This window comes from Anaerosinus sp. (assembly GCF_965318445.1).
Genome location: NZ_CBDNNH010000018.1, coordinates 1 through 20,153, shown reverse-complemented (window position 1 = coordinate 20,153; position 20,153 = coordinate 1). Strand labels below are relative to the sequence as shown.

General features: G+C 33.9%; 17 protein-coding genes, 4 tRNA genes, 1 rRNA gene, 1 pseudogene and 1 riboswitch. Of the genes and pseudogenes, 21 read left to right on the top strand and 2 right to left on the bottom strand.

The window, feature by feature from the left end:
- Window positions 1–27 precede the first annotated feature (27 nt).
- The 11 genes from ACWZFG_RS08335 (at window position 28) to ACWZFG_RS08285 (ending at window position 13,753) form a co-directional block, all read left to right on the top strand.
- A complete protein-coding gene (locus ACWZFG_RS08335) occupies window positions 28–2,211 on the top strand; it encodes an EAL domain-containing protein (RefSeq protein ID WP_455577405.1) in 2,184 nt (727 codons plus the stop codon).
- A 346-nt stretch (window positions 2,212–2,557) separates the two neighbouring features.
- Window positions 2,558–2,640, top strand: a riboswitch (cyclic di-GMP riboswitch).
- A 110-nt stretch (window positions 2,641–2,750) separates the two neighbouring features.
- Window positions 2,751–3,302: a PH domain-containing protein gene (locus tag ACWZFG_RS08330; protein WP_455577404.1), complete on the top strand. Its 552-nt coding sequence runs from the start codon at window positions 2,751–2,753 to the stop codon at window positions 3,300–3,302.
- A gap of 36 nt (window positions 3,303–3,338) precedes the next feature.
- Complete coding sequence (locus ACWZFG_RS08325; protein WP_455577403.1) at window positions 3,339–3,899, top strand: PH domain-containing protein; 561 nt, start codon at window positions 3,339–3,341, stop codon at window positions 3,897–3,899.
- A 126-nt stretch (window positions 3,900–4,025) separates the two neighbouring features.
- Window positions 4,026–4,766 (top strand): transposase, encoded by a 741-nt coding sequence (locus ACWZFG_RS08320; RefSeq protein ID WP_177505720.1) that lies wholly within the window; start codon window positions 4,026–4,028, stop codon window positions 4,764–4,766.
- A gap of 169 nt (window positions 4,767–4,935) precedes the next feature.
- Window positions 4,936–6,831, top strand: coding sequence for an ABC-F family ATP-binding cassette domain-containing protein (locus ACWZFG_RS08315; RefSeq protein WP_455577402.1), 1,896 nt, complete (start codon window positions 4,936–4,938; stop codon window positions 6,829–6,831).
- A gap of 64 nt (window positions 6,832–6,895) precedes the next feature.
- Window positions 6,896–7,267 (top strand): VOC family protein, encoded by a 372-nt coding sequence (locus ACWZFG_RS08310; RefSeq protein WP_147666580.1) that lies wholly within the window; start codon window positions 6,896–6,898, stop codon window positions 7,265–7,267.
- 29 nt (window positions 7,268–7,296) lie between these two features.
- The gene (locus tag ACWZFG_RS08305; protein ID WP_177505722.1) at window positions 7,297–7,578 is read left to right on the top strand and encodes a hypothetical protein; all 282 of its coding nucleotides are present in this window, start codon (window positions 7,297–7,299) and stop codon (window positions 7,576–7,578) included.
- A 308-nt stretch (window positions 7,579–7,886) separates the two neighbouring features.
- A complete protein-coding gene (locus tag ACWZFG_RS08300) occupies window positions 7,887–9,200 on the top strand; it encodes a hexokinase family protein (protein ID WP_177505723.1) in 1,314 nt (437 codons plus the stop codon).
- 40 nt (window positions 9,201–9,240) lie between these two features.
- Window positions 9,241–10,599, top strand: coding sequence for an RNA polymerase factor sigma-54 (gene rpoN / locus ACWZFG_RS08295; protein WP_177505724.1), 1,359 nt, complete (start codon window positions 9,241–9,243; stop codon window positions 10,597–10,599).
- Window positions 10,600–11,161: 562 nt separating this feature from the next.
- A complete protein-coding gene (locus tag ACWZFG_RS08290; protein WP_177505725.1) occupies window positions 11,162–12,418 on the top strand; it encodes an NAD(P)/FAD-dependent oxidoreductase in 1,257 nt (418 codons plus the stop codon).
- 78 nt (window positions 12,419–12,496) lie between these two features.
- On the top strand, window positions 12,497–13,753 hold the full coding sequence (locus ACWZFG_RS08285; protein ID WP_455577401.1) for an SGNH/GDSL hydrolase family protein: 1,257 nt from the start codon (window positions 12,497–12,499) through the stop codon (window positions 13,751–13,753).
- Window positions 13,754–13,777: 24 nt separating this feature from the next.
- Here ACWZFG_RS08285 and ACWZFG_RS08280 read toward each other — a convergent pair whose 3' ends face one another.
- Complete coding sequence (locus ACWZFG_RS08280) at window positions 13,778–14,209, bottom strand: C-GCAxxG-C-C family (seleno)protein (protein WP_177505727.1); 432 nt, start codon at window positions 14,207–14,209, stop codon at window positions 13,778–13,780.
- A gap of 159 nt (window positions 14,210–14,368) precedes the next feature.
- On the opposite strand from ACWZFG_RS08280, the gene ACWZFG_RS08275 reads away from it, so the two are divergent.
- A complete protein-coding gene (locus ACWZFG_RS08275) occupies window positions 14,369–14,770 on the top strand; it encodes a VOC family protein (RefSeq protein WP_177505728.1) in 402 nt (133 codons plus the stop codon).
- Window positions 14,771–14,832: 62 nt separating this feature from the next.
- Here ACWZFG_RS08275 and ACWZFG_RS08270 read toward each other — a convergent pair whose 3' ends face one another.
- Window positions 14,833–15,483 (bottom strand): YigZ family protein, encoded by a 651-nt coding sequence (locus ACWZFG_RS08270; RefSeq protein WP_177505729.1) that lies wholly within the window; start codon window positions 15,481–15,483, stop codon window positions 14,833–14,835.
- Between the two features lie 234 nt (window positions 15,484–15,717).
- Here ACWZFG_RS08270 and ACWZFG_RS08265 point away from each other — a divergent pair, with 234 nt between their 5' ends.
- The 9 genes and pseudogenes from ACWZFG_RS08265 to ACWZFG_RS08225 form a co-directional block, all read left to right on the top strand.
- Complete coding sequence (locus tag ACWZFG_RS08265) at window positions 15,718–17,091, top strand: amino acid permease (protein WP_455577400.1); 1,374 nt, start codon at window positions 15,718–15,720, stop codon at window positions 17,089–17,091.
- 61 nt (window positions 17,092–17,152) lie between these two features.
- A complete protein-coding gene (locus ACWZFG_RS08260) occupies window positions 17,153–17,536 on the top strand; it encodes a multidrug resistance efflux transporter family protein (RefSeq protein WP_455577399.1) in 384 nt (127 codons plus the stop codon).
- Window positions 17,537–17,550: 14 nt separating this feature from the next.
- Window positions 17,551–18,096, top strand: a pseudogene (locus tag ACWZFG_RS08255) (multidrug resistance efflux transporter family protein); the annotation flags it as partial.
- 67 nt (window positions 18,097–18,163) lie between these two features.
- Window positions 18,164–18,238: transfer RNA gene (locus ACWZFG_RS08250), tRNA-Gly, on the top strand.
- A 3-nt stretch (window positions 18,239–18,241) separates the two neighbouring features.
- Window positions 18,242–18,316: transfer RNA gene (locus ACWZFG_RS08245), tRNA-Ile, on the top strand.
- Between the two features lie 10 nt (window positions 18,317–18,326).
- Window positions 18,327–18,404: transfer RNA gene (locus tag ACWZFG_RS08240), tRNA-Arg, on the top strand.
- A gap of 13 nt (window positions 18,405–18,417) precedes the next feature.
- Window positions 18,418–18,502 (top strand) — tRNA-Tyr (locus ACWZFG_RS08235).
- 90 nt (window positions 18,503–18,592) lie between these two features.
- The gene (locus tag ACWZFG_RS08230; RefSeq protein WP_177505094.1) at window positions 18,593–19,147 is read left to right on the top strand and encodes a biotin transporter BioY; all 555 of its coding nucleotides are present in this window, start codon (window positions 18,593–18,595) and stop codon (window positions 19,145–19,147) included.
- A gap of 511 nt (window positions 19,148–19,658) precedes the next feature.
- Window positions 19,659–20,153: ribosomal RNA gene (locus ACWZFG_RS08225) — 16S ribosomal RNA — on the top strand; the annotation flags it as partial.

Sequence of the window (20,153 nt, the reverse complement as noted above, 5' to 3'; positions counted from 1 at the left end):
ATCTATTAAGTAATATATGGTAAGATAATGTCGAGAAAAGAAGAAGGAATATATTGGACGATGGTGGGTGAATTGATGTATCAGAAGATTTTGAATTTATTTGAGACTATTGAAAAATTTCCTGTAATAAGCTCCATACGAAATGGACTAGTAATGACAATACCAATTGTATTGATTGGCTCATTCATTCTAATCTGCAAAAATATTCCTGTTCAAGAATATCAAAGTTTTTTATCTTCATTTGGCAATGGTGTTGTTTTAAACATTATGAATTATATCTATGATGCTACTTTTGGGATGTTGGCACTTTACATTATGTTAGCAATTAGCAGTGTATATGCGAGAGATAATATAGAATTATACGGTTCTAAGTATGGAATCCCATTAACAGCAGTTGCTTGCTTTTTTATTTTTACAGGCGCTTCAGGAAATAATTTTAATTTGACTTCATTTGGTGCTTTAGGGGTGTTTACTGGCATCGTATCTGCAATCATTCCAGTTCTTTTCTATCAATATGGAAAAAATATTTCTCAAAAGTGTTATTATAAATTTTCTTCAGTTGGTGTAGACAGTAATATAAATAAAGCAATTTCGGAAATCTTTCCGATCTTGTTCATTATTTTTCCTTGTGCGAGCATAAACGCAGTTGTTGTACAAGGATTAGGATATTCTTCATTTCAAGATTTTTTTTTACAGATAGCTAACTTGTTATTTTCTCAAGAAGGCAGGTCCTTTTTGGGCGGAATTTGCTGGGTTTTTTCTACTACTTTTTTATGGTTTTTGGGTGTTCATGGAAGTAATGTTTTGGAAGGAGTTGCACAGCATTTATTTCCTTCAACGGTAGTCCTTAATGTTCCTGTAACTAGCATGGGGGGGATCCCTCATGAAATTTTGACGAAAGAATTTTTTAATATTTATATTCTTATGGGCGGGTGTGGAACTTCGACATGTTTATTGTTGGCGGTTTTTTTCTTTAGCAAACGGAAGAGCAGCCGTGGAATAGCAAAAATTGCGGCAGTACCGATACTTTTTAATGTAAGTGAAATTTTAGTATTTGGGTTACCTACTGTATTTAATCCTATTTTATTTATTCCGTTTATTGGTGTCCCGATTATTGGCTATTGTATTGCCTATTTTTCCGTAAGTATAGGACTTGTTCCTGTGATAACACATGATATTCATTGGACGATGCCAATATTTTTTTCAGGTTATTTTGCAACGGAGTCGTACATGGGAGCAGTGTTACAAGGCATCATTTTGCTTGTAGGTACATTCATTTATCGTCCGTTCATTCGGGTATATGACGCAGAAAAAATTCGTATATCTAAAAATTATTTGCAAGATTTAATTGATACTTTACAAAAAAATGAGCAAATAAATAAAAATATTATTTTAACACAATTACAAGATCAGCGTGGGAGGTTAGCAAAAGCACTGCTTGTTGAGTTAAATGAAGCGTTAAAAGAAAAAAAATTAAAGCTTTTTTATCAACCTCAGTATAATCATTCACAGCAATGTGTAGGAGCAGAGGCTTTATTGCGCTGGGAACATGAATTTTTAGGGATGATTTATCCGCCATTAATGATAAAATTAGCGGAAGAAGCAGGTTTTTTAAAAGATTTAGAAAAATTCGTTGTTGTGCGAGCAGTGCATGATATGGAATTTATTAATTTCAACCGAAAAGAGCCATTAAAAATTTGTATCAATGTATCGGCTATTACAATACAAGATACAACTTTTGAAAAGTTTTTAGATGAGGTTTCTAAGAAAAAGTCGGTTCAAAAAGGAAGTATCTGTTTAGAAATTACTGAACAAACTGCTTTATGTTGTGATGAGGATACAGAAGCGATGTTTGCACGAATTCGCAAACGAGGTTTTCAGCTAGCCATTGATGATTTTTCTATGGGACATACTTCATTAAAGTATTTGCAAGTGAATCAATTTGATATGGTGAAGCTAGATGGAACACTGGTAAAAAAAATCATGGAGAATCCAAGATCGAAAGAAATTGTTTCTTCTATCATTGCGTTGTCGCATACACTTGGGTTTACTGTTTTAGCTGAATATGTAGAGACTGAAAATCAGCGAGTTGAATTAGAAAAATTAGGATGTTTAAACTATCAAGGCTATCTTTACAGTCCCGCGATAGAGTTTGAGGAGTTTATCCGATATATTGAAAAGAGACCAGAAGAAGCTGGCTCAATAAAATAAATAGGCAAGTTAGTTGGAGAGGCTTAGCAATATAATTCATAAGATAAATTTTCAGCTAATTTGCTAAAAATAGTGATTATTTTTTAATAAATTTATACAACAGAATAACTGCTTCAAAGTAGATTAGAAAAAGTGGCTCTATAATAAAGGGATGGTCGTGATGAATTTCAAAATCACTACATTGATTATAGAGTCATTTTTTATTGCAAAATACATAAATTTTTACATTGAATAAAAATATTTACAAATAAAAGTGGAAAATATATAATAAAAGCATAACTTGTAAAATTTATGTAGATTATTACAGATAAAGTATCTTTGTGGGGAAACAGTAAGATTATAGCGAAAAAATAATGAAGTGATGAAGAGCAGTCTGTACATGGACACTTGGACTGTCTGGAGCTAATAGTGTAACCGCTCATTTTCTATTGGAGAAAGTGGGTGGTTTTTTATATAGAAGGAGGGTGTAATTTTAGGATAAACTTTAAATAGTATTTAAGTAGTTATCTATTTAGGATGATTTTAGAAGGGGTGATTTTGTGCAATATAAACTCAATTGGTGTGATTCAGTAAAAGCAATATTTATTTCAAATAACAAAGCATTTTCGGTACTTAGTATTCTCTTATTTATTATGCCGATTATTATTTGCCGTTTTTATGTACCAGAGGATGATTTTATAATATGGCTTATTGTAATTTTTGGAGTTATTATGCCGTTGGTACTTTTTGCAATTCAGAATTTTCAAAGTGGATGGAGGATTGAGGAGGACATTTTAGAGATAAAAGCTTTTACAATAAAAAGAAAAATCAAAATATCTTTGACTCAAATTGCTCTTATCGGAAAAGAGAGTGAATGGAGTCCACAGTTTCGTATATGCGGTGTCGGTATTCCAGGTCTATTGGCAGGAAAATGTAGATTAAGAAACAAAAAGCAGGCGGTAGTATTTCAACATTTAGAACAATCAGAGCAATTACTCATTGAAACAAATGGAGAGTATTATCTTATCGGTCATATAGGGATAGAAAATCTTTATAATCAATTGATCGAATTGGGTGCAAAGGTAAAAGACTTTGAAATTTTATCTGAGTAAAGATAAACAAAGAATACTAAATCTGGGAGGGATACTATGGAGTATCAGATTGGATTTTTAGAAGCATTAAATGTAATGTATATTACGGGAAATTTTTTCGCAACAGCATTGTTAATTTTTTTTGAGATTATCCCTTTTATTTTTTCTGTTTTTTTGTATAGGATAGTAGCAAGCCGTATAGCAAAGATTTTCTCTATTTTTTTATTCTTTCTTTTTATATGCCTCTTTTTGTTTATTGGTTTAATTCCAGTGTGTAATAGTGGATGGCAGATAGATGGAAATACATATCATATAAACGCATATCTTTCATCTGATGATGTTCAAATAAGTGGTATGGAAATAGGATTTGTAGATTTTGAAAGTGAGTGGGAACCGGTATGGCGTGAATCAGGTGCAGGTGTTCCCGGATTGGGAACAGGACGTTATCGCTTGAAAAATGATAAAAAAGCACTTGTTTTTAATCATTATTACCAAAGAAAACTACTGCTGATTTCCGCTAATGATAAGTATTACTTAATTGGGCATCCGGGGATAAAGCAGCTTTATGATGAATTGATTCGGCTTGGTGCACATAAAAAGAAGTTTTGCAAACAATGAGGTGGTTAAATGATTCCGTCAACGCTTGTACTAAGAACAAGGGGGACGTTCCTAAGAACAAGGGGGACGTTCCTTTTTTGTCACTAATAATACACTTGAATATAATTGGGACGGAGAGGTGATAAAATGTCGCGCGAAGCAAGAAGGTTAAGTAAGAGTGGATTTTATCATGTAGTATTTAGGGGAATTAATCATCAAAATATCTTTGAGGAAGAGCAAGATTTTGAATATATGCTGGAAATCATCAAAAAATTAAAACAAGAAATGCAGTTTGAGATTCATGCATATTGTTTAATGGCAAATCATGTACATATTCTATTGAAAGAAGCCCATCTAGGGGATATATCAGCAATAATAAAGAGATTATTAACAAAATACGTAATGAAATTTAATAAAAAATATCAAAGAAGCGGAGCTTTAATAGGAAGTAGATACAAAAGTAAAGTAGTAGAAATTGATGAATACTTCATTCCTTTGATTGTATATATACATCAAAACCCATTGAAAGCGGGAATTGTAAAAAGATTAGAAAACTACAAATATAGTAGTTTTAATGAATATAGAGGTAAACAAGAATTTGTGGATGTAAAATTATCATTAGAAATGTTAGGAATAAAAGAATGGGAAAAAGCTCATGAAAAGATAGTAGAAAATGAATTTGAAGTAAGCGGACGAAAAAAACTAAGTGAACAAGAAATTCGCCAGATAATCATAAAGACTACGAATAATATGGAGCCGCATAGGATAGGAAGTTTTGAAATAATAGAACGAAATAAAATTTTGAGAAAGTTGAAAAAATTAGGATTATCAATAAGAGAGATAGAACGAGCAACAGGAATATCAAGAGGTATTATAGCGAGATGTTGACAAAAAAGGAACGTCCCCAATTGTTCTCAATTGTTACTATTTATCGAATGAAATATATAGAATATTATTTTATTGTCCCATATTAAAGGTGTTATTTAAAGCATTCAACGAAGTAAGCGGGATTATGTTATAATAATTAAAGAATTTTAGTTTGCAAAGAGGTTATTAGATGATTTTATCAATTGAAAATTTAACGAAAACGTATGGTGATAAAACTTTATTTGAAAATATTAGTTTTGGTATTGATGAAGGGGACAAAATTGGAATTGTTGGTGTAAATGGAACGGGAAAGTCCACTTTTATCAAGACGATTGCCGGGCTACTTCCGGCGGATTCGGGAAACTTGATAAAAGCGAAGACGATGCGGGTTGGGTATTTAGCGCAAGATAGTGAGTTGGATGCAGAAAATACAATTTTGATGGAAGTTTTTAAAGGCACTGATCCATTAATGCAAGTGTTGCGTGAGTATGAAATGTTGCTGTCGATTAGCGAAAAAGCGGCTGAAGATAAAAAAATACAACAACAATTGCTCAATTTAAGTCAAAAGATTGATGAGTTGGATGGATGGCAAATTGAAAGTGATGCGAAGACTGTTCTAACGAAACTTGGAATACGTGATTATAATCTAAAGGCGGGGCAGCTTTCTGGTGGAATGGCGAAACGGGTAGCACTTGCGAGTGCCTTGATTCAGCCTTGTGAATTATTGATTTTAGATGAACCTACGAATCATTTGGATAGTGAAACAATTTGTTGGCTAGAAGAATATTTGAAAAAAGCAAAAGGTGCACTTTTGATGATTACGCATGATCGTTACTTTTTAGATAAAGTTTCGACAAAGATTCTTGAGCTTGATAAAGGAAAAGCTTATACATATACGGGAAATTACACAAATTTTCTTGAGTTAAAAATGATGCGGGAAGAACAAGAAGAGGCAAGTGAAAGAAAACGTCAGAATTTATTGCGTACAGAATTAGCATGGATGCGTCGTGGTGCACAAGCTCGTTCGACAAAACAAAAAGCGAGAATTGAACGGTTTGAAGAATTAAGTAATAGAAAAGTTGACATTCAAAACGCTAAAATGGAAATGAGTTTGGGTTCTACGCGTCTCGGTAAAACGGTAATTGAGCTTGAAAATGTCAGCTATGAAGTAAATGGTGAGAAAATTATCGATGATTTTTCCTATATTGTCCTGAGAAATGACCGGGTAGCGATTATTGGGAAAAATGGTTCGGGAAAAACAACGTTACTTAATTTAATTGCTGGAAAAATTGAACCGACAAATGGCATTATAAAAATTGGGCAAACCGTTAAAATCGGATACTTTTGTCAAAGTAATGTGGATATGGATGAAAGATTGCGTGCGATTGAGTATATTCGCGAAGCGGCGCATTTTATGACGATGGCTGATGGAACAAAGCTTAGCGCAAGTCAATTGATGGAACTGTTTTTATTTCCGGGGAATTTGCAATGGACGCCAATTGCAAAATTATCCGGTGGGGAGAAAAGACGTTTATTTTTGCTTAGAATTTTGATGAGCGAACCAAATGTATTATTGCTTGATGAGCCAACAAATGATTTGGATATTCAAACATTAGCGATATTGGAAGATTTTATTGACAATTTTAATGGGGCAATTTTATTTGTTTCGCATGACAGATATTTTATTGATCGTTTAGCAGATAAGGTTTTTGCTTATGAGGAAAATGGTAAATTAACGCAATATATTGGTGGATATTTAGATTACAAAGCGATTTTAGATAAGCGGGCAGAAGATAATAAAACAGTGGTAAATGAGATTAAAACTGCGCCGAAAGAAAAACCTCGTATGATAGCAACTAAGCGTAAACTTTCATTTAAAGAGCAAAAAGAGTATGACGAAATTGAAGCTGTGATTGCTAGTGCTGAAGGTGAACTAAAAGCCGTACGTTCACAAATCAATATGGCTGGTGCAGATTTTGAACTTCTTGCACAGTTGACTAAAGATGAAGAGCAGTTAGTAAAAAGGCTAGAGAATTTAATGGAACGATGGGCATATCTTGAAGAAATTGTTGAAGGTCAATCGTAGGAGGATATCTTATTGTTTGTGTAGAAAATTACGTACAAGATGAATATAAAGGGGGAGTCTAATTATGCAATTTAAGTTTTTCCATAATAACTTAAACGTTTTTGACTTAGAAAAAAGTTTGGCTTTTTATCATGAAGCTTTAGGATTAAAAGAAGTACGCCGTAAGGAAGGAAAGAATTTCACTTTAGTATTTTTGGGCGATGGTACTACTTCCCATCAATTAGAGCTGACTTATTTACATGAAAGAAAAGAGCCATATAATTTAGGCGAAAATGAATTCCATTTGGCTTTTTTAGTGGAAGATTATGAAGCAGCACATGCATTGCATGAAAAAATGGGTTGTATTTGTTATGAGAATAAAGAAATGGGCATTTATTTTATTAGCGATCCAGATGGATATTGGTTAGAAATATTGCCAGCATCTAGATATCAATAATAGGGATAATAGAAAGATGGTGTGATGATTTGGCAAAACGTAAAAGTTCGATGCAAAAAAATTTTAAATTGAATCGTCCTAAAATTGAGAAGAAAGTAAAACCGGAAGAGTTTCAGGAAGTACCCAAAATTGCAAATATCCATCAAAATCCATGGTTTATCATGCTCGTAACCTTTATTTTCTTTCCAGCGGGATTGTTTTTGTTTTATCGTTATGGTAAATATTCTAAAACAACGAAAATTTTTGGAATTATTGCATTTTTGTTGTTGATGGGAACGGGCTTATATTTGGCAACAAAACCAAATCAATAATGGATATTTAGTATTTTAAGAATTTTAGCAATTTATTTAAATTACTGAAATGTCCTTGTGTATCATATAAATAAGAAATGCCGAGAGAAAAAAGTTTCTTTTTCGGCATTTCTTATTATCCATAGGAATAAAGTAGATTATGATATAACTCGGAACAAGATTTCTCCCACCTCTAAATAGGTGCGAGCGTAACTGTAAATAACAGGTGTGGCATATATCTTCTGCCTCGTTGAAACGTCGAGTGGAAGGCTTTCTTGAGGAAAACATTTATAATGCAATTAGAAGATTTAAAATAGGCTGGTGGTTGTATGGGAGCTATAGAGTCAAAGATAAATGAATTTTTACAGGAGTTTGAGATTGATTCTAGCCAATTAAAGAGGATTGCCGATGCTTTTTGCCAGGAAATTGAACGGGGATTAAAAAAAGAAAAATCTTCTTTTAAAATGTTAAAATCCTATTTGCAATTACCAAATGGTGAAGAAAAAGGACATTATTTAGCTTTGGATTTTGGAGGAACTAATCTGCGTATATTGCTAATTGCATTGCTTGGACAAGGGCGTTTTAAAGTGATAAAAAAAGTGACTGCGCCGTTAATTACGGAATCGTATAATTATATAACTAACAATGTTTGTGCGGAAGAGTTATTTGATTTTATTGCGGAATTAATTAGAAAAGTTACGGATGATGAATATAGATATTTTTTAGGCCATACATTTTCTTTTCCATCAGAGCAGTCTGCATTAAATCATGCGCGACTCATAGTATGGACGAAAGAGTTTGCTGTACAAGGAGTGGAAGGAAAGGATGTTAATGCATTGCTAAGTGATGCATTAATAAGGAAAGGTCGTAGTAATATTATTCCAGTAGCTGTTATCAATGATACGGTTGCAACGATATTAGCGGCTGCATATAAGGATGATTGTGTTCATATTGGTTCAATTTGTGGAACTGGGCATAATACAGCTTATCTAGAATCTTATGACGGAAAGCGATGTCCAATGATTATCAACTTGGAATCCGGTAATTTTAGTCATTTACGATTAAATACGTTTGACAAGATTTTAGATCAACAAAGTGAAAAGAAGGGTGAACAATTATTTGAAAAAATGGTTGCTGGAAAATATTTAGGACGGTTGCTTGTATTGGTTTTGAAGGAGTTAGGTATGATAAAACAGGAGATAGTGCTTACAAGCAAAGATTTATCAGAGATTATACAAGATTCTAGTCCTAATTATCGGAAAATAAAAGAAATTTTTTTCGCTCAAATTGAAGATACTTTTACAGAGATAGAATATTCATATATTGTAGAGATTGCGAAACGGATTATCAGGCGTTCGGCAAGACTTGTAACGGCTGGGTATATTGGAATTATACAACATATGGATTTTAATTTTAATAACAAGCATCATATCGCGATTGATGGTTCTTTATATGAGAAAATGCCTGGCTATGCACAATTAATTCAGAAGACTTTTGTTGAACTTTTAGGAGATGAAAAAGCAAAAAATATTAAGGTTATTTTAGAAAATCAAGGTTCTGGTATTGGCGGCGCTATTGCAGCGGCTATTTTCAATGAAGGAAGACTTGATTCGGATAGAATTGTAACGCCATCTGAATCCTAGTCATCAGATAAAAATACTTGCTGAAAATGAGGTAAAGCTTATGGAACAGAGATTAAATTTAAAATTGCAGCAGAAATTAGCTATGACTCAACAATTGAGGCAGGCAATTGAGATTTTACAGCTATCTGCGCAGGAATTATCAGATTTGGTTGAAAGTGAATTTTTGGAGAATCCAGCAGTGGAATTTGAAGAAGAGTATGATGATAATTCAGAAAATGAAACTACGTATTCGTTCGAAGAAATTAAAGCTTTAGCTAAATATTTAGATGATGATACCAGTTATTCGAATGCTATGATAAATCCTGATCGAGAAGAAGTTAATTTTGAATCAAAGTCATCTTTAAAGCCGAGCTTGCTTGAAACTTTAGAACTTCAAGTAGAGTTAAGTTTTGTTGATCCTTTGCAGAGAAAAATTGCCCAATATATGATTGGGTGTATAGATGATAATGGATACTTAAAGAATTCTGTAGAAGAATTTGCAGCAATTTTTCATCAGAAAAGGAATTATATAGAAGAGGTACTAGAGGTTATTCAAACTTTTGAGCCGGATGGCGTAGGGGCAAGATCATTGAAAGAGTGTTTGACGATTCAAGCAAAGCAACAGGATGTTTATCATGGAATTGTTCAGCTTCTAATTGATTCTTATTTGAATGAACTGGGGCAGCAAAACTATAAGGCAATTGCAAAACAAATTCATTTTTCACCTAGTGAAGTACAGCAGGCTGCTAAAATTATTCAAAAGTTTAATCCAAAACCTGGTTTGCAGTTTGGTAGTGATCAGGCTGAATATATTACTCCTGATGTAATTGTAAGAAAAATTAACAATGAATACGTTGTGATTATTAATGATTATGGGTTAGCAAAACTTAGAATTAGTAAAAGTTATGAGAATATAGCAGATTTAGATAGCGAAACGAAGAAATATATTGAAGGAAGAGTTAATGCAGCTACTTGGTTGATGCGAAGTATTGAGCAACGTCGGAATACTTTATATAGAGTAATGACTGCAATTGTTGAGCAGCAAAAAGAATTTTTTGATAAAGGTCAGAAGTTTATGAGACCTTTGTTGATGAAAACAATAGCTGAAGAATTAGACATTCATGAATCAACGGTAAGTCGTACTGTTGCTAACAAATATGCACAAACCCCATATGGATTAATTCGTTTAAAAAATTTCTTTCAGGCAAATTTAGGCATACATCAAGAAGAGCTAATTGCTGGTCAGATAAAAGATGTGATGAGAGATTTTATTGAACTTGAAGATAAAAAAAATCCATTAAGTGATCAGCAGATATGTGAATTACTGAAAGAAAAAGATATGAAAATATCGCGACGGACAGTGATGAAGTATCGCGAACAGATGGGATATCCTTCATCAATGAAAAGGAAAAAATATTAAAAAATTAGGCGGTTTCTGAGATAAGAAATCGCCTAATTTTTTAATGTTTTGAAATATATTTGTCGGATTTCAAAAAAGTTTGTTAAAAAAGTGTGAATTTTATAAAAAGTGATTGTTATTTTTTTTACTATCGAATATAATGTACTGCATGGGATAAAAATATTACAATTTAACAAAGGTTTTTGATAAGGATTGCAAGAGAGTTTTTAGCTGTTTGAATAAAACAGTTTTTTCTATGCGAGAGTAAGTTAATTTTTGAACTTAATCATTTATCTTTATGAAAATTTTTGCATGGTAAATAGGTTTGCTGTGATTTGAATATAATATCATTGATTAAATAAAGTAATACTTGATTTAATCAGTAATTTAACAAACTGTTATTACTAACGGTTTTTTATATAGAGAAGATTGTTAAAAAAATAACTTTCTTTTTTGAGAACATATAAATTCAACTTTAAGTATAATATAGTTAGGTTAAAATTTGTTTTTATGGCAGATGACATAGTTCTCAATCGTTTAGAAATCCTATTAAATAAAGACAGCTTTAGGAGTTGAATAAAAAATGATGAATGAAGATATGAAAAAGCCTCATGTTGTTGTTGTTGGGGCAGGTTTTGGTGGAATTCGAGCAGCACAAAAACTAGCGAAGGCTGATTCCAATATAAATATAACAGTAATTGATAGAAATAATTACCATTTGTTTCAACCTTTATTATATCAAGTATCCACAGCATGTTTATCCATTGATGATATTGCTTATCCAGTAAGAGCTACATTTAAAAAATATAATAATGCAAATTTTCGTTTAGCTACAGTCGAAAATGTTGATTTGAAAAATAAAAAATTAGTGACGGATAATGGTGAAGTAGGCTATGATTATTTATTAATGGCTGCTGGTGCTACAACAAATTTTTTTGGGATGGAAAATCTTGCAAAAAATGCTTTAGGTATGAAAACTTTGGAAGAAGCAGTGCAGATTCGCAGCCATGTATTACGTCAATTTGAGTTAGCGGCGCATGAGACCGATCCGATTAAAAGAAAGGCAATGCTTACTTTCGTTGTAGTTGGCGGAGGACCGACAGGTGTTGAAGAAGCTGGGGCACTTTCAGAACTTATTTATCTAGTAATGGCAAAAGAATATCATACACTTAATTTTAAAGAGGTTCGTATTGTACTAGTTGAAGCTACGGATAAATTACTACCGATGATGCCTGAAAGATTGCGCGATGTTACGGTTGAAACACTCATCCGTAAACATGTAGAAGTTCGACTTTGCGTACAGGTATTAGGCTATGATGGAAAGAACTTAGAAATTAAAGGTGGAGAAATTATTCCAACCAATACAGTGATCTGGGCAGCTGGTGTGCGTGCAGAAAGTATTGCAGATACAATGGGATGTGAGCAGGATCGCGGTGGTCGTGTTATGGTAAATGAATTTTTACAAGTTGCAGATCATCCAGAAGTTTTTGTCATTGGCGATATGGCGCATTTTATTCAAGATGGACGACCACTAGCAACCGTTGCGCCTGTAGCAATGCAACAGGCAGATGTAGCAGCTCATAATATTGTAAATTCCATTCGGGAGAAAGAGCTAAAAGAATTTAAGTTTAAACCAGTTGGAAATATGGCGACGATTGGGCGTAATGAAGCAGTTGTTAGTATGGGCAGTTATAAATCAAGCGGCTTTAGTGCGTGGATGATTTGGCTTGTTGTTCATATTTGGAGATTAATTGATTTTAGAAGTAAAGTGGTTGTTTTCGTAAAATGGATGTGGGACTATTTACTATACGATCGTTTGGTAAGAATTATTACACGTTAAGAGAATTTTGTAGTATAATGATAGCTGGGTTGCTTGCCCGGCTATTTTTATTGGATTTGGAGTGGATTTATAAATAAGATGTTAAAAAAATTTTTTATTCTGTTTTTAAGTGGAATCTTTTGTATGAGTCTTTTTTCATCAAATGATGTTTTTGCAAAAAAGAAAGAAATGAATGATGTAAAAAAGATTCGGATAGTTTGGGATACTGTTCCTGATGCCGCGGGATATGAATTGATCGTTACAAAAGGAAAAACAAATAAACCGAGTCAAGCTGTTTGGAAAAATGAATGGATTTCTACACCAGGGTATGAGCTTGATGCATCTTTACTTAATTTAGAGAATGGTGACTTATATTGGTCAGTAAGAGGAATTGATATTAATAAGAAGCCTTTGAATAAATTTTCTCAGCCTCATAAAATAAGCGAAGCTCAGCTAGACCCAGTTAGTCCATTGCCTACAACGAAGTTTGATGAGTTGCCATATGCAAAAATGTATCCAGTTTATTCATGGATACCTGTCTTGAAAGCATCTGGATATGATTTGCAAGTTTATTATGATGAAGATCATAATTTAACAACTCCGGATAAGCTAATTGTAGCAAAAGAAATACAAGGGGAATCTGCGTTTGATTATTATGATGAACAGGCCTATAGACAGGCTGGTCGTTATTGGTGGCGTGTTCGTGCAAAAAATAACTCGGATATTCCGCTTGGAAAGTGGTCAGAACCAGTAATTTTTAACGTTGAAAGCGGTGGGAAGATTGCATCCTTAGGCGATAGTATTACGCATGGCGGCGGTGCTGTGTCGGTACCTCCAAGTGAGCCGTTATATGATTGGCAGTATTATTCAGGATTGAAAATTCGTAATTTAGGTTATAGTGGCAATACTGTTTCTGATATGCTTGCTAGGTTTAATGACGATGTCTTGGCATTTAAACCAGAGATACTTGTGATTATGGGTGGAATTAACGATTTGCGTGCAGGGACAAAAGGCGTTGAGGTGATACAAGGATTAAATCGTATCAAATATAAATGTTCATTTTATAATATTACCCCTGTATTTGTTACTGTAGCGCCAATTAATCCTTATGAGATGAAGACAGTATCTAATATTGTGGCGACGAGTGGATGGCTAAGAGAAGAACGAATTGTAAATGAATGGATAAAAAGACAAACACATTATGTAGATATTACACACGAGTTATCTGATTTTAATGGCTGGCTCCGTCCTGAATTATCAAGTGATGGATTACATCCAGATGTTGAAGGTAAAAAAATTATTGGCGAAAAAATTGGTGAATACCTAAAAGATAATTTTATTGGAATTGAATCATAAAAGAAAAAGTTGCTATATGAAAATTCATATAGCAACTTTTTCTTTTATGATTTCATTTTTATGTTCTAAAATAATCTTGTCTAAAAGTTGTGCGGCCTTAAAAATTACGCTATAACATTTTTTTTCGGGATGGCAATGTTTTGCTTTGAGTGGAGTACAGTTTATATCTCCCATTTCATCGCGATAGTTTGAAAATAATTTTTGTGTTAATTCCTTAATTTTTGAACTTTCATGGGCACGCTCTTTGACAAAGAGCAGGCTTAATACCATAACACTTGCTGTTAAAGCACCACATGTATCTCCTATACCCATGCCACCGCCAAATCCGGCTGATAACTTTAAAGCATCTTTATTTAGTCCCAATTGATAAGCTTGATTTGCGCCATAAAGAATTTTCTCAGCACAATTAAAGTCTTCACTATTTCCAAATCCAGATTCAATTAACTCAGCTAGCATAACTATATCTTCACTCCATTTTTTAAATTATCTTTGTATATATTCAACATCGAAGAGTATTCACCTACTTTATATAAGGATTAGTTTTAATTTGTAGCAGGTTTTTATAAAATAAAACAGAAATAATTAATATTAGTTTAAATGGAAGGAGTTTCTTATATGAAGATAAAGCGTATTGATGTGACTTTTAGCACAGAAAAATTACAAGAGTCAAAAGACTTTTATATGAAACACTTTGGCTTTGAATTGGCTTTTGAAAGCAATTGGTATATTGAATTAGTTACACCTAAACGTGATGCGGGGATTAGTTTTACGTTGCCAGAACGCGAAGAAGGTGAATTTTTTAATGGACGAGGTTGTATTTTATCGTTAGAAGTAGATGATGTAGATGCTGAATATAAGAGATTGCAAAAAGAAGGCTTATTAATTTATCAAGAGATTCAAGAGAAACCTTGGGGGGAAAGAAGCTTTGTCATTGATGACCCTAATGGTGTACACGTATATATTTACAAACTCATTGAAAAAACCGAGGAATATAAAGCTTTGTATTCTAAATTTTAAAAGCACAGAGGAAATATTATTTTCCTCTGTGCTTTTAATTAGTAATTTGTTTTAATTAGGCTTTAACTCTTTTCTTCATTAGAAACTGAAATCTCATAAAAAAATTCATTTAATTGAGTAATAGAGCAATGTGAGGATGTCCAATTGATGATTGCTTCTTTAACAGAAGAAACTGTAGTTTTAGGAACGAGAATATTTAATGTGACTTTATCCGTAAATTCTTTACTTTCGATAATATACTTGCTCAAATGCAAGTTGTTTTCTAAAGTACCTAATAAAGTGTAATCGATTGTAACTGCTAAACGGCTAAATAATACTTTTTCAACAATTTGTGTAGCGGAAATTGCATTTGTTACGGAGGTTCCATATGCGCGGATTAGGCCGCCAGCCCCCAATTTTATGCCGCCAAAATAACGAGTAACAACAACTACTACATCAGTTAGACCGTTTTTTTTCAAAACTTCTAACATTGGTTTTCCAGCAGTTCCGCTTGGCTCACCATCATCATCGGCCTTTTGAAAATTTGCTTTTTCGCCAATAATATAGGCAGAACAATTATGGCGTGCATCCCAGTGTTTCTTTTTTATTTTTCCAATAAATTCAATTGCTTCATTTTCTGTTGCTATACGTTCTAAATAAGCAATAAATCTAGATTTGTTTATTTCGTATTCAGCTACTGTTGACTGCTGAATAGTAAGGTATTTGTTATTCATTCTAGGCTCCTTGATTTTACTAAAAATAGAATGATTTAAATTTTATATTAATGATAGAAATTTTATCATATTACCGATAAGATGTACAACAAAAGATAGTATTTTTAGTGATGAAATAAAAAATAAGAAAATAAAAAATAAATGCAATTTTTTTATAGCAATCTAGAACTATTTGTAGTATTCTTAGATTACTCAAAAAGAGAATTAAATGAAAAAGGGTGTGTTAAAAAGGTCATGAAAGAACCGTCAATGAACAGAGGGTTGAAAAACAGGCATTTGCAACTTATTTCACTAGGTGGAATTATTGGAAGCGGATATTTTTTAGGAACTGGTTATGTTTTAGAGCAAGCTGGTCCAGCAGCTGTTTTAGCGTATTTATTAGGTGGGATTATTGTTTTATGTGTTATGCTGTGTTTGGCTGAGCTGGCAGTTGCAAAACCTGTATCAGGCTCATTTGTATTGTATGCGAGAGAACATATATCTCCGACCTGGGCATGTGGAGTGGGTTGGGCGTATTGGTTAAATTGGATTGCGTATGTTCCTTCGGAGATGATAGCGGCTGGAATTATAATGAATAAGTTTGTTCCAGAAGTTAGTCAAGTTTGGTGGGCTGTTCTCTTTGGACTAATTGTGACGGTCATCAACCTTTTTCACGTTGAAAAATTTGGCGAAAGTGAATTTTGGCTTGCTATTGTGAAAATAGCAGCATTAGTCATGTTTGTAGGTGTAAGTAGTTTAATTTGCTTCGGTGTTATCGGTGACCAAGGATTTATTGGTACAGATATCTTATTAGGAAACGGTGGTTTTGCACCGAGTGGATATTGGACAGTATTTTTAACGATGGTTATTATATTGGTTAACTTTCAAGGATCTGAAATTATCGGATTAGCTGCTGGAGAATGTAAAAATCCAGAAAAGAGCATTCCAATTGCAGTTCGCAATGTTACATGGAGAATTATTGCGCTCTATATTATCCCAATTTCGTTATTGATTAGTATCTTCCCCTGGAATCAAGCTTCCTTAGAAGAAAGTGTGTTTGCAGCAGCTTTAGGCTCCTATGGTTTTGGCTGGGCTGGCAATTTATTTGCTTTTGTTGTATTAACTGCGGCAATTTCCTGCTCTAATTCTGGTTTATATGGCAGTGGAAGAGCTTTACATGCATTAGCAAAAGAAAATATGGCGCCTAAATGGTTAGGGTCATTAAATAAAAATGGTATGCCGCAAAACTCTATTCTCGCATCTGTTATTGGTTGTTGGTTGATTATTTTACTTTATACAATTGATGCAAGTGAAACAGCATATACGTATTTATTGGCTGTTTCTGGATTTACGGGAGCGATGGCATGGATATCGATTTGCTGGAGTCAATACAATTTTCGTAAAAAGATAATAGCAGAAGGATTAGAACATACTTTAAAATATAAAACTCCATTTTTCCCATATGTAACTTTGTTTGGTATTTGGATGCAAGTCATTTGCTTAGTGGTAATTGCATTTACAGAAGATTTACGTTCCACTTTATATGTAGGTATACCGATGTTGGTAGTTCCAATGATTTGGTATAAATTGAAAAAGTGGCGTTATCATCTTATTGTGACACAAAAATAGTTCGGAAAAGAGTGAGAAGAATACTTTTCACTCTTTTTATTTTTACGTGTGAGGGGATTTAGTGAAACCAATTATATTAGGTATAATAAGTGCTTTTTTATTTTCATTTACTTATGTATTAAATCGTTCTATGGCATTGGAGGGCGGGAGCTGGATATGGGCAGCATCCTTGCGATATATTTTTTTACTTCCAATGTTACTTCCCATTGTCTATTGGCGAAAGAACTTAGCCGCTGTATTTTGTGAAATTAAGCGAAAGCCATTAGGGTGGTTTTGGTGGAGTTTTATAGGGTTTGTTGTTTTTTATATTCCACTGACAATCGCTGCAAAGCATGCGCCAGCATGGCTTGTTGCAGTGAATTGGGAGATTACTTTGGTTGCAGGAATTTGTATGACACCTTTTTTCTATCGAACTGTTAAGACGAAAGCAGGAGAAAAAAAGTAAGGCAGAAGTTTCCGTGGCGCAGTTTATTTTTATCGAGTTTTATTATTTTAGGCGTGTGTGTTATTCAATTTGAAAATGTTGAAGCTATTGGATTAGAGGATTTGACGATTAGCTTTATTCTAATTACAATTGGAGCAATTGCATATCCATTGGGAAACAGAAAAATGATGGAGGTCTGCGGAGGAAGGTTAGACGCATTTCAACGCGTTCTGGGAATGACGATTGTGACCTTGCCTTGGTGGATAGTTTTGGCAGGCTATGGGTTTGTTAGTGTTGGGTTACCTAGCATTAGTCAGACGATTCAAGTTTTAATTGTAGCTTTTGTTGTATCACTACTTGCAACAGTACTCTTTTTCTGGGCAACTGACTTAGTAAAAGACGATATGACAAAATTAGCTGGGGTCGAAGCTACGCAGTCTGTAGAAATTATATTTGCAACGATAACAGAAGTCTTATTTTTAAATGGAATTTTCCCATCGCCGGTTAGTTGGATCGGAATTAGTATGATTTGCATTGGTATGATTATCTATAGTAATTTAATTAATCAAGTTTCAGAATAAAATATATTGACATATTGAAAAAAATAAGATAAAATTTATCAATGTCGCTAGGATTTCTAGTGCAATTGCGGAAATAGCTCAGTGGTAGAGCATCGCCTTGCCAAGGCGAGGGTCGCGAGTTCGAATCTCGTTTTCCGCTCCACTTGGGCCTATAGCTCAGCGGTAGAGCAATCGGCTCATAACCGATTGGTCCCTGGTTCGATCCCAGGTGGGCCCACCATTTTTGTTATGACTCTGTAGCTCAGTTGGATTAGAGTATTTGACTACGAATCAAAGGGTCGCAGGTTCGAGTCCTGCCAGGGTCACCATAACTTTATATGCGGATGGGTTCCCGAGTGGCTAAAGGGAGCAGACTGTAAATCTGCCGGCTCTGCCTTCGTTGGTTCGAATCCAACCCCATCCACCATTTTATTTTGTACGGCAACTATGTTGTACATTTTATTTTAAAAGTACGGTAAACTCTTAAAAAAATAAAGTTAACAAAGAGGCGATTTATATGAATTTATCCGTTCGAGATATGATTTTAATTTCCTTGTTTGCGGCGTTAACGGGAATTGGTGCGTTTATTAAAGTCCCAACGCCAATAGTGCCATTTACGTTACAATTTTTGTTTTGTACATATGCGGGAATGTTCCTTGGGGCGAAGAAAGCTTTATATTCGCAGTTTTTATATTTGTTTATAGGTTTGATTGGTATCCCTATATTTGCAAATGGGGGTGGTCCAGCGTATGTTTTACAACCTACGTTTGGTTATCTAATTGGCTTTGCAACTTGCGCCTATATTGTAGGTAAATCTGTTGATAAAAATAAGGAAATTAAATTTTGGTCAACTTTTGGTATCATACTATTAGGCTTAGGTGCGGTTTATATTTTTGGCGTAGCATATTTATATATGGTTGTTAAGTTCTATTTAAATAAAGAAATGACAATCATGACAGCTTTAGCAGTTGGTTTTCTTCCATATATAACGGTTGATGTTATTCAAAGTGTTATTATCGCGCTGAGTGCAATAAAAATTATTCCGATTTTACGCAGAAATAGTTATATTTAATCGAAAAGGATGCATAATACAAACGAAAGATGTTCTGTATTATGCATCCTTTTTTAATGTAATGCAGAAATAGCTTGGTGATTTAATAAGAAAAATAAGACATTAAATGCAGTGAAAAATAATTGTAGTTTTTTATCAAAAAAGCTATTGACATTTAATTTGAGTAGCTCTATAATAATAAAAGTCGTCAGGCGGCGATAAAACAAATATGGAGAACATTTCTTAAAATACTTTAAAAAAGTTGAAATGAAATTTTTAAAAAGTGTTGACAAAAGAAAGACGTTCTGGTATCATATTTAAATGTCGCTAGGGTGCGTAAGCAGCTGAGACAAATGTGTTCCTTGAAAACTAAACAATGTAGATATTAAGTAATGTATTACTTGATTCAATTATGCCAGATGTGCGGGTTTCGTTTTAAACGAAACACAAAACAAATGTTACAATAAAGTAACAACAATTTCTTTTAAAGAAAAGATAATTATTGAGCCATTTAGGCTTTCTAATAATAAATTTATTGGAGAGTTTGATCCTGGCTCAGGACGAACGCTGGCGGCGTGCTTAACACATGCAAGTCGAACGGAATTACGCTTAACACCGATTCTTTTATAGAAGGTGCAATGCGAAGACGCGATGCGGTGAATGAACGAAGTGAATTCACCACGCATTAAAAAAGTGCAAACACCAAGAGGAATGGGTGTTGAGCGTAATTTAGTGGCGAACGGGTGAGTAACGCGTAGACAACCTACCTTTTAGATGGGGACAACATCGCGAAAGCGGTGCTAATACCGAATGTTGATAATGAAATGCATGTTTCGTTATTTAAAGATGGCCTCTATATATAAGCTATCGCTAAAAGATGGGTCTGCGTCTGATTAGCTAGTTGGTGAGATAACAGCCCACCAAGGCAACGATCAGTAGCCGGTCTGAGAGGATGAACGGCCACATTGGGACTGAGACACGGCCCAAACTCCTACGGGAGGCAGCAGTGGGGAATCTTCCGCAATGG

Coding starts and splice junctions, on each gene's coding strand:
- ACWZFG_RS08270 (WP_177505729.1), bottom strand. CDS start 15,483: ATGAATAACAAATACCTTACTATTCAGCAGTCAACAGTAGCTGAATAC.
- ACWZFG_RS08300 (WP_177505723.1), top strand. CDS start 7,887: ATGGGAGCTATAGAGTCAAAGATAAATGAATTTTTACAGGAGTTTGAG.
- ACWZFG_RS08335 (WP_455577405.1), top strand. CDS start 28: ATGTCGAGAAAAGAAGAAGGAATATATTGGACGATGGTGGGTGAATTG.
- ACWZFG_RS08325 (WP_455577403.1), top strand. CDS start 3,339: ATGGAGTATCAGATTGGATTTTTAGAAGCATTAAATGTAATGTATATT.
- ACWZFG_RS08320 (WP_177505720.1), top strand. CDS start 4,026: ATGTCGCGCGAAGCAAGAAGGTTAAGTAAGAGTGGATTTTATCATGTA.
- ACWZFG_RS08230 (WP_177505094.1), top strand. CDS start 18,593: ATGAATTTATCCGTTCGAGATATGATTTTAATTTCCTTGTTTGCGGCG.
- ACWZFG_RS08315 (WP_455577402.1), top strand. CDS start 4,936: ATGATTTTATCAATTGAAAATTTAACGAAAACGTATGGTGATAAAACT.
- rpoN (WP_177505724.1), top strand. CDS start 9,241: ATGGAACAGAGATTAAATTTAAAATTGCAGCAGAAATTAGCTATGACT.
- ACWZFG_RS08265 (WP_455577400.1), top strand. CDS start 15,718: ATGAAAGAACCGTCAATGAACAGAGGGTTGAAAAACAGGCATTTGCAA.
- ACWZFG_RS08275 (WP_177505728.1), top strand. CDS start 14,369: ATGAAGATAAAGCGTATTGATGTGACTTTTAGCACAGAAAAATTACAA.
- ACWZFG_RS08285 (WP_455577401.1), top strand. CDS start 12,497: ATGTTAAAAAAATTTTTTATTCTGTTTTTAAGTGGAATCTTTTGTATG.
- ACWZFG_RS08280 (WP_177505727.1), bottom strand. CDS start 14,209: ATGCTAGCTGAGTTAATTGAATCTGGATTTGGAAATAGTGAAGACTTT.
- ACWZFG_RS08310 (WP_147666580.1), top strand. CDS start 6,896: ATGCAATTTAAGTTTTTCCATAATAACTTAAACGTTTTTGACTTAGAA.
- ACWZFG_RS08290 (WP_177505725.1), top strand. CDS start 11,162: ATGATGAATGAAGATATGAAAAAGCCTCATGTTGTTGTTGTTGGGGCA.